We start from the raw sequence: 9,597 nt of genomic DNA, 5'->3' as shown, positions 1-9,597 counted from the left end.
TTCAGAGTTATTTCTAAGATAATATTGCTCAAGGTACGGAATGGTATTATCCACAAACTCTTTCATTGTATCCTTCCATTTCCAGGAACCTCTCAATGTTGCATTTTTTCTCGGAATGACATAGACCTTTGCTTTCCCGAATCTATCCACATAAGAAGGAAAGCTGTAGTATTTATCAAGCCTTATACTATCGATTTCTACATCAATATGTTTTAGCATATCCATTGCTCTATCAAAAGCTTCCTTTTCACTTTTTAAACTCATTCCAAATGCTACATACATCTTTGATTCAAGATCAAGCAACTTAAAGGAATATACGAAAGCCCTGGTTCCAGAATACTCTTTTGCTTTATCCTTTCGTTTCTGCGTTTCAGAGGCATAATGCTTTTTTATCGTTAATGAATAGCCTGTCCCATCTCCGCATGCATCTACATTCTTAACTCCCTTTGCTTTTAAAATCAGCATGTGTAGGTTATAAATCACCATTTTGATATCATAATTTGAGTATAATCGTTCTACTGTTTTATAGCCAACATCAATTCCTGAAAGAAGTGAAAATAAAGTAAGCATCGAAGCCATTTTTCTGTTTGTTTCACCGATTAGTTCTTTCAATAAGAGAATAATGACACTCTGCTTTAAATCAAGACTGGGCGGTCTTCCGCTGCCTCTATGAATTTTAATATTTGTTGCTTCATTTATCAGAGGTTCAAGATTACGGATTGCTCCTTTGATCCGATTCATTAATTGCTGTTCATATGTTCGCAAATCACGTTTCTCTATTTTCTTGTTCTCTTTGTACTGGTTGAGGAGAAATTCATCTATATCTTTTAGTCTGTTCCGAATGTCTTCACTTCGCATCATAATGCTATTTTGGATGCAAAGCTTTATATAGATATCTATAGATATCTACTGGTATGGCAAGAATTATAGAACTTAAAAAAGAAGACTTGATTTTGAAGGATGGCGAAATAGAAGGGTTTCTGGAAAGGGTTGTTACTCCTTTTGGCACTTCAGCCAAAGCTGATATTCCCAGAAAATACATTGGAAAAAGGGTTTACGTGATAATCACTAAGAGCTTAGTTGATTGAAGCTGGTTCTATTTTGTCCCACAGCCGATAAAGCCTCAGGTTTTATATTCTGGCAGGTAAACATAATCCTTATGGTAACGGTTAGTGCAAAGAAAAGACTTGAATCCATAGAGCGCGATATTATCCCTTCCATGTTCGTGGGCGTGCTGTCAAAGGATGATAAATGGCTGAAGAAGACCCTTGAAGATACCCTGCCAGCGCTGGAGACGCGTGCCCTCCGCCTTGCAATGGAAGCTGTAGAAAGTAAAGAATGCACCTTAGATGATCCATTGTGCAGCGAAGAACGTATCAGAGCATTATTTAAAGATACGCGCGCAAGGCTTGAGAAAGAGCATATTACAAGGGAGTCGCGTACAAGGTGGCAGCATTGAGATTCGCTGTTCTTTTCTCAGGCGTCGTTGTGTTCCTGTTTAAGGATCCTTGCCCATATCCTTTTTGTTTTCCATTCATTGAGGGTTGTTAAGACATTTTTCAGAATGCTCATACCATCGCCATAGCACCTTCCACTGCAATAAATATACATAGATTATATATAATCTTTACTATGGGTTTTACAAATATACGTTTAAAAATTATTATGCCTGATGCACTGATGTTTTGTATAAAATAAAGCAATCCCGCTAACTATTTATTTAGCCGCCGCGATTAATCAGCTATGCAAAGCCAGAAGGAACAAAGCCAGAAGGAACAATTCATAGAAGATTATACATTGTGGATAAGATCAGCCGCAAAGGACATCGCTTTTGCATTGAACCAGTTGAAGCCTGAGGAAGTAAGGAATATAATCACCCTGAGCGAGCAGTACCTGAAAGAGCCCGGATCCATGTACGGCATGGACGGGCTTGAGAACGCCAGAAAGCTTACGCCATCAAAAATCCTGCTGCTCTCAACCGATGCCGTTGTATTCTCGCAGAGCATCTTTCTAAGGATGCCCTCTATTTTTGATTACGCGGTCGCGATGAACAGGCGGTATTACCTCGGCTCGTGGTACTCGATAATAACCCTCAACAGGTCTTATATAAAGGAAGCCAGCGAAAAAATGCTAAAGTACACGCTTGAGCACGAACTGCTTCAAAAGGGCATATACGAAGAGGCACTGATGAAAACTGAAACCAGGAAATTCACACCTGAAGAAAAACAGAAGATCAGCGATGAGACATTAAAGAAAGCCATCGAAAAGACAGGAATAACTTCAGAGGAGCTTGCAAGGGAGAACCAGCTCATGCTGAAGATATCCTATACATCCCCGCTTGTCCCGAAACCTTTTGCAGAGAGCGCGCTTTACTGGTTCATGGAAAAAAACCTCGAAGGGTTCGGGGATTACGGCGAAGCGAGCAGGACGGAGAAAGAAGATGCGATCGGTAAGAAACTGAATTCTGATTTCAAGGAGTGGCTTGATTTTTCCGTTGAAGTCTATAAGACATTCCTATCGGACATCAAAAAAGAACTGAACTATATGGACTATGGTTACGCATGAAGATAATTGCGATCTCTGATACGCACATAAAACACGGCTCGATATTAGAGCAACTACCGGAAGAGCTTGTGGTATTGCTCAAAGAGGCGGATATGATCATCCACGCAGGCGATTTTGTCATGAAAGCTGCATTCGATGAGCTTGCAGGACTTAACAGGCTTGAGGCAGTTCACGGCAACATGGATGAAATAAAATTAAAAGAAATTCTCCCGGAGCGCAGGGTAATAGAGGCAGAGGGCGTAAAAATAGGGATAGTCCATGAAGCAGCTCTTTCCCTCCAGGATACTACAGGCGCATGGTACCTGGCAAAAGAGATGGGCGTAGATGTGCTGGTTTTCGGTCATATCCACAAGCCTGTGATCGAGAGGGCGGACATGCTCCTCGTCTGCCCGGGCAGCCCCACATTCCCGAGGCTGTCCGAGCCGGCTGCGGTTGAGCTGGTTATCGATGGGGGCAAAATATCGGGAAAAGTGATAACGCTTACGGGGGCAACGTGCGGCGCTATTGAAAGCGCGAGGTCTTTTTATAAATAATTTCTGAAAGAACTTTAGGTAAGTATTTTATACCATCGATACATCAAGAGCGGAAAAAAGGAACGAATAATTATGAGTATCCAAAAGGGAGATTTTATTAAAGTTTCATATACCGGAAGAAATGACGATCGCATTTTTGACACGACAGATGAAGAGGTTGCGAAAGCCAACAACATCTACAATGAGAAAGGGAAGTACGGGGGGGACATAATAATTGTGGGCGCGGGTCATACCGTGGCAGGACTGGACGAGGATTTAGAAGGCAAGGAAGTAGGATACAAAGGCACTGTCACGCTTCCTCCCGAAAAAGCATTCGGCATCAGGAACCCTGAACTGATAGAGACCGTACCCATCACCAGGTTCGAGGACAGGCCGCAGGTCGGGATGCCGGTGCAGATAGACGGTCGCCCGGGTATAGTGATAAGGGTCATAGGCAGGATGGCACAGGTGGACTTCAACAGGTTCCTGGCAGGACAGACCGTTACTTACGAATACGAGATAAAAGAGAAAATAGAGGATACGGAAAGTAAGGTCAAAGGTCTTCTGGGCCTGTATATCGGTAAAGAGTTCTCAATCAGGATAGACGATGGAACCCTGTTCGTGGATATTGAGCCTGAACTGACTTTTAACCAGCGGTGGCTCATCTCGAAGAGACAGATCGCAAATGAGATAATCAGCAATACGGATATTAAGGAAATTATCTATCAGGAAAAATACAATAAGGACGTGCTGGCGCCAAAAAAGACCGAAGAATAACTCAATCAGTTTGTAAAAATCAGCAGGTAAATGACAGCCGCTATTATTATTGCAGTTACCGCGTCCTCGGCGATACGCAGGTTGTTTATGCTGTTGCAGAGTATATCCGGACCAAGATTGCATGCCATGTCTATGCACCCCTGTACAGGCTGTTCATCACATTATAGTAGTTAAAGAACCCGTAAACAAGGACTGCCCCACCTGCAATTCCCAGCAGGTACCTTGTCACCTGAAGGTCGTAGCTGGCGGAAAAATCAGGAAATATCAGCTTAAAGCTTACCCTCAGACCGATTAAAAACAATCCAATGGCAATGATCGCCCATGCTTTCGTACCTGTATCGTCACCGAAACTCTGCCTTTTAACGTAGTTTGCGAACATGAAGGCAAACACTATGCATATCAACCAGAAAACCGCCTGGGTTGCTGGCTGTGTCAGGAATTCAACTATTTCACTCATTTTATCCTCCGCAAGCGGTTTTTATTGATGTAAGGAACTGCCCCGCAACGGCATCTCCTTTTAACATTCTTACTCTTTCATACAAAATCACATTATTATAAGCAGGCGTGTGAAAAACTTCACATTAGTTGAGAAAAGTTTAGATATGCAGAAACGCGGTTTTATCTTTAACGGGAAATTCACCTGATGATAGGAATTATCACTTCGTACAGTATCAGCGCGACTATTGCAGCTTCGAGAATCATCGTTAACTGCTCTGTAGAAAGTTCTCTCGCAGTCGCATAGAGATCTTCAAGAACATCTATTTTATGCTGAACTACTTTTTCAAAATCCGTTACCTTCAGGGTATTCAGCATCTTCTGATAGGCAGATTGATAATACCAGTCAGCGGTTATCTTGTGCGGGTTCATCAGGTCTTCGATATCATCGAGGATTACAAGCCCTATCTCACTGACTTTGAACAGTGACTTTTCAAGTTTTCTTGGCGCCTGCGTAAGGAAATACAGCTTCGAGCTGCTGAGCTTTTTTATCGCGTCAAATGCATTATCGATTTCCGAGTCGATTTTCCTGTCATATATCTGGAATAAAAGCAAAAGTGATATTGCAAGCTCAAGCAGTTCCCGCAGGTCCTTAAGATAGTCATCACAGCCCAGTATAAATACGCCTTCAGGCGAGGCAAGGAACAGGTCCTCATCATAATAGGACAGGTCGTTGGCGAGTTTCTCAGTTATCTCCCTGCTGTGCAGCGGACGGATCGAGGTCTCACCTGATACAAAACGCGTGATAACCTCGCCATACTGTTCCTTCAGGCTTTTCTGGTCAAGTTTGGGAGTAAAATCCTTTATTTTCAGGAGCGTATATCTCTTTGTGATCGGATAGTACGAAACCTTCTTCCCTGCATTAAGTTTTTCGCGTATCTCGTTAATCTTCCTGTCCGTGAAAGTCTGGAAATCATGCCCTTCCACTATGATCGTGTTAGAGTGGAGTGCGACCAGTATATCGTTGAACAATATCCTGTCCCTGATCTCGAATTCAGCGCGCAGGAGGGATACGCCTGCGATAAAAACGTCCGTGAATATATTCACGCCGCACGTTATTTTTTCGCTGCCTGCAACTATTACAGCTACGCCTTCTGATTGATCCATTTCTATGGGTTTGTTCCGCCTTTCTGCGATCACGTCCGAGCCGAACAGCTTTGCCAGCTGGCTTTTATCCACTTCTCCCCCGATACCGAAAGCCACAAGTATGGTGAGTTTCCCGTTAAAGATAGTTAGATCGCCAGTTGCATCCATGAAATAATATAGGTTTGAATAGTATATAAATTATTATGGCAGTATTAATGATCTCCCTGCCATCTCTTCCGGCTTCCGGATGCCCAGTATTTCAAGAAGCGTCGGGGCTATATCAGCCAGTATGCCGTCTCTGAGCATGAGGCTTTTCTCACAGATGAGGAAGGGTACCGGGTTAGAGGTATGCGCTGTATGGATACCTCCATCCTCATCTATCATTTTCTCTGCGTTACCGTGGTCGGCTGTAATGATCAGGAGCCCCCCTGCAGCTCTTACAGCATCGAATACCCTGCCGATGCACTGATCTATTGCTTCTGCCGCTCTCACTGCAGCCTCAAAAACACCCGTATGTCCTACCATATCAAGATTGGCGTAATTCAGGATGATAACATCATATTTACCCGAGGATATCGCTTTCACAACTTCATCCGTTACCAGGAAAGCGCTCATCTCAGGCTGCATATCGTACGTTGCCACTCCGGGGGATGGTATCAGTATCCTGTCCTCTCCCGTGACCGGCACTTCCACGCCTCCGTTAAAAAAGAAGGTGACATGGGCATATTTTTCCGTTTCTGCGATGCGGAGCTGTCTTAAATGGCGCCCTGCCAGGACTTCTGCAAGGATATTTTTTAACGATTCAGGGGGAAAAGCTACATGGGCACGGAAGGTCTCATCGTACTGAGTAAAGCAAACAAAAAAGGTATGAGGATGCTGTTTTCGTTTAAAATCCATGAAATCATTGTTTATAAATGCGCGGGTTATCTCGCGGGCGCGGTCCGAGCGAAAGTTAAAGAAAATAAGAGAATCATTATCCGAAACCGAAGCTACAGGTCTTCCATCCCTTAAAATGACAGTCGGGGTAACAAACTCATCGGTCTCGCCCCGTTCATAGGCATTTTCTACCGCAAGATAGGCGTTTTCAGCTATAACGCCTGCGGTAGAGGTCATAACATTATAAGATTTCTCCACCCTGTCCCATCTTTTGTCACGGTCCATCGAATAATACCTGCCCGATATAGTCGCGAACTCGCCGCCCAGCTCTTTCATTTTTTTCCCAGCTTCTTCAATATACGTAAGGGCGCTTTTAGGGGGCACGTCCCTGCCGTCAAGGAACGCGTGGATGTACATTTTTTTAATACCCCGTTCCTTAGCCAGCCGTAGGAGCGCATACAGATGGCTTATATGGCTGTGCACCCCGCCGTCTGAGAGAAGACCCATGAGATGCAGCGATGAGTTGTGGTTTTTGACGTTACTTATGGCTTCAAGAAGCACCTTGTTCCTGAAAAAATCCCCTTTGCGGATCGATCCGGATATCCGCGTCAGGTCCTGGTACACTATCCTGCCTGCACCGATATTGAGATGCCCGACCTCGGAATTCCCCATCTGGCCGTCAGGCAGCCCCACAGATTCCCCGGATGATTCGAGTTCGGAGTGAGGGTAAGCAGCGAACAGTTCGTCCATGTTCGGCTTTCTTGCAGCGGCTATAGCATTCCCCTCTTTTGTCCCGCTTATGCCGTAACCGTCAAGTATCATCAGCAAGAGAGGTCTTTTTTTAATCATTTACGCTGAATACTTTACGTTGGCGTATGTAGTTATCGGTTATTTATCACGTTATCATCACCTTAGCGCCATCGATCTCATATTCAAGCCAGAGTGTGGGTTTTGGTGACAGGCCGATCACCCGTATGAAGTTCTTACCGTTCTCGGATTTGATCTCCATTACACCATCAAACAGATGGTTTAGTGTCGCTATCGACTGCATGTCATGTATTCCGCTCTCCAGTACATATATTCCAAGACCCCCTGCTGCCTTGATACGCCTTGTATAAACATGCAGGAACTTGTAAACTATTCTAATGTTCGAGTATAATAATAATGCAGAAAGTGAATTAACACAAAGCTGAATCTTTCGGACATTCTTTCTCATGGAATATTCCTCAAGGAACTGGCTGATCCTGATGCCTATTCCTGTTAAATCGACCGGATGGTTCGCTATTTTAATGTTATCATCGTCATCAGCTTCAACGCCGATCATCCTTGTAATGCAGTCAACTATCCCTATCCTTGAGAGTGGCAGGATCAACTTATTCTCCCTGAACCATTCCAGGATACCGGCTCCTGTTTCGTATGTGTTCACCGTTATTACCGCGTTCTTATTTTTTGCTGCCCCGTGGTACATTATGTGGTTCAGAATAACTTCCTTTCTGCTCATCGGAGGACCGATCATCATGATATTTGACCCTTTCTTTATGCCACCGCCCAGTTGTTTGTCCAGTTCCGAAATCCCAGTTTCTATCATGCTATTTCCCCTTGTTATTTCTTTGATTCAACAAATTCGATTAGTATCATCATTCGCATCATCATAGAAGTATTATTATCAATTGTTAATATAAATATGCCGACAATCCTTTTAAGTTTCTTTGAGTTTCAGGGATGTTATGTAGTTTATAATCGTTTTTGATTGTTTATAATCGTTTATTATCTGTATAATAAGCTATTTATATTTATCAGTTATAAATCATTATAATGCTATTAAAATTAGAATCTTTTAGTCTATCTGTCCTGACATGCCTATCTTTTTATTACCTTCTTACCATATTAAGCTTATTTAATATCTCGTATAACAATCCATGGAGGACTGGTTAATACTCTTTCCGATCTGCTAATAGATGCCACAAAGTCTTAACCTGATAAACAATGTTCGACCTTGTACCGCAATTTTCCGGCAGCAATACAGATATCGAATTTTTCCAGAAATTAGCGCTGGCAACTTTCATAGGCATTCTCATAGGCATTGAAAGGGAACACAGGCGTTCCGAAGGGGTCGAGCTTATAGCCGGGGTCCGCTCTTTTACGATATCCTGCATCGCAGGTATGATATCCTCGTACCTGGCGACCCTTACTAATCCGGGGGTCTTACTGGTCTCCCTTGCATTTTTTGCGGCAATATCCGCAATATATGCTTACATAAAAAATGCTATATTAAAACAGCCCGGTATAACTGGCTCGATCGCGCTTTACTGTACTTTCCTGCTGGGAGTCCTTATAACCTACAACCTGTACCAGATAGCCATCGTGGGTGCAGTCGTCCTGACCCTCCTGCTTGCCGAGAAGCGCCCGCTGCATTCATTTGCCACGAACCTGACCGATACCGAGATCATAAGCGCCGTCCGTTTCCTGGCTGTGGTTTTTATACTTTTCCCGTTAGCTCCTGATGAACTATTCCTTGGAATCATTAATCCAAGATGGATCCTGCTGATCGTAATAACAGTGGCTACTATCAGCTTCATCAGCTTTATTACACTGAGAAAAGTAGGGACACGTTACGGGCTGCCCCTGTCAGGTATACTCGGAGGACTTGTAAACAGTGAAGCAACCGCAGGCGCGATAGCATCAATGGTAAAGAAACGGAACGAGCTTACGGCATCAGGCTACGCAGGCATCCTCCTTTCTAATTCATCGATGCTGATGAGGAACCTGCTCATCGCGTTCATAGTCGACCCGAGCGGCAGGGTGTTAATGTTCATGCTGCCCCCGCAACTGTTGATCACAGCCGTTGCAGTGGGCACGGTATTGAGGTCAAAGGATGGCGAGCCCGTGAACGAAACGATAAAGCTTGAGTCGCCTTTCGCGCTATCTTCTGCAATAAAATTCGCCCTGGGTTTTGCGGCTCTATCCGTATTTTCAACATTCGCTAACATGTGGGCCGGGGTCACAGGTGTTTATGCAACTGCGCTTGGAGGATTTATCAGCAGCGCGGTCGTGACCGCATCAGCCACTGCGCTTGCCGTAAGCGGGCATGTTTCATACAGCACGGCAGCTCTGACCGCTCTGCTGGCTGGTATTATCAGCACAGTGAACAAGATACTGCTTGTAAAATGGGCGGGGTCGCAGGGACTTGCGGAAATGGTGAAGGAGACTTTCACGGGTTTTGTAATACTCGGTACCGTTGTCCTCATAATATGGGGAATTTTCATAACTTATGTTTATTAATCAG

The 9,597-nt window shown here is 44.0% G+C and carries 12 protein-coding genes; 6 read left to right on the top strand and 6 right to left on the bottom strand.

Annotation, left to right across the window (positions count from 1 at the left end; translation table 11 throughout):
• Positions 1-861 (bottom strand): ISNCY family transposase (locus tag MNV_RS18655; protein ID WP_096207446.1); only part of this gene is annotated, 861 nt, incomplete at its 3' end.
• 53 nt (positions 862-914) lie between these two features.
• Here MNV_RS18655 and MNV_RS18650 point away from each other — a divergent pair.
• The 5 genes from MNV_RS18650 to MNV_RS18630 all read left to right on the top strand — a co-directional run bounded on the left by MNV_RS18650 (position 915) and on the right by MNV_RS18630 (position 3,854).
• Positions 915-1,088: a DUF2080 family transposase-associated protein gene (locus MNV_RS18650; protein ID WP_096207445.1), complete on the top strand. Its 174-nt coding sequence runs from the start codon at positions 915-917 to the stop codon at positions 1,086-1,088.
• A 71-nt stretch (positions 1,089-1,159) separates the two neighbouring features.
• Entirely contained in the window at positions 1,160-1,459 is a 300-nt protein-coding gene (locus tag MNV_RS18645; protein ID WP_179294094.1) for a hypothetical protein, read from the top strand.
• 284 nt (positions 1,460-1,743) lie between these two features.
• Positions 1,744-2,565 carry a hypothetical protein gene (locus MNV_RS18640; protein ID WP_096207443.1) on the top strand — a complete coding sequence of 274 codons (822 nt, stop codon included), beginning with the start codon at positions 1,744-1,746 and terminating at the stop codon, positions 2,563-2,565.
• Complete coding sequence (locus MNV_RS18635; protein WP_096207442.1) at positions 2,562-3,098, top strand: metallophosphoesterase; 537 nt, start codon at positions 2,562-2,564, stop codon at positions 3,096-3,098. The genes MNV_RS18640 and MNV_RS18635 overlap by 4 nt, the downstream gene beginning before the upstream one ends.
• Positions 3,099-3,170: 72 nt before the next feature.
• On the top strand, positions 3,171-3,854 hold the full coding sequence (locus MNV_RS18630) for an FKBP-type peptidyl-prolyl cis-trans isomerase (RefSeq protein WP_096207441.1): 684 nt from the start codon (positions 3,171-3,173) through the stop codon (positions 3,852-3,854).
• A 5-nt stretch (positions 3,855-3,859) separates the two neighbouring features.
• On the opposite strand, the gene MNV_RS20940 is transcribed toward MNV_RS18630, so the two are convergent.
• The 5 genes from MNV_RS20940 to MNV_RS18610 form a co-directional block, all read right to left on the bottom strand.
• On the bottom strand, positions 3,860-3,982 hold the full coding sequence (locus MNV_RS20940; RefSeq protein ID WP_257000117.1) for a hypothetical protein: 123 nt from the start codon (positions 3,980-3,982) through the stop codon (positions 3,860-3,862).
• Positions 3,983-3,984: 2 nt separating this feature from the next.
• Positions 3,985-4,311, bottom strand: coding sequence for a hypothetical protein (locus tag MNV_RS18625; RefSeq protein WP_096207440.1), 327 nt, complete (start codon positions 4,309-4,311; stop codon positions 3,985-3,987).
• 179 nt (positions 4,312-4,490) lie between these two features.
• Positions 4,491-5,603: a hypothetical protein gene (locus MNV_RS18620; protein ID WP_096207439.1), complete on the bottom strand. Its 1,113-nt coding sequence runs from the start codon at positions 5,601-5,603 to the stop codon at positions 4,491-4,493.
• A 33-nt stretch (positions 5,604-5,636) separates the two neighbouring features.
• Positions 5,637-7,160, bottom strand: a complete 1,524-nt coding sequence (gpmI, locus tag MNV_RS18615) for a 2,3-bisphosphoglycerate-independent phosphoglycerate mutase (protein ID WP_218838073.1) — start codon at positions 7,158-7,160, stop codon at positions 5,637-5,639.
• 46 nt (positions 7,161-7,206) lie between these two features.
• A complete protein-coding gene (locus MNV_RS18610) occupies positions 7,207-7,899 on the bottom strand; it encodes an RAD55 family ATPase (protein ID WP_096207438.1) in 693 nt (230 codons plus the stop codon).
• Positions 7,900-8,297: 398 nt separating this feature from the next.
• Between MNV_RS18610 and MNV_RS18605 the strand changes: the two genes are divergently transcribed.
• Positions 8,298-9,593, top strand: coding sequence for an MgtC/SapB family protein (locus MNV_RS18605; RefSeq protein ID WP_096207437.1), 1,296 nt, complete (start codon positions 8,298-8,300; stop codon positions 9,591-9,593).
• Positions 9,594-9,597 lie beyond the last annotated feature (4 nt).

Source organism: Candidatus Methanoperedens nitratireducens (assembly GCF_900196725.1).
Taxonomy (GTDB): domain Archaea; phylum Halobacteriota; class Methanosarcinia; order Methanosarcinales; family Methanoperedenaceae; genus Methanoperedens; species Methanoperedens nitroreducens_A.
Note: the sequence above shows the minus strand (reverse complement) of the source record. Positions and strands in the feature narration are given on the sequence as shown.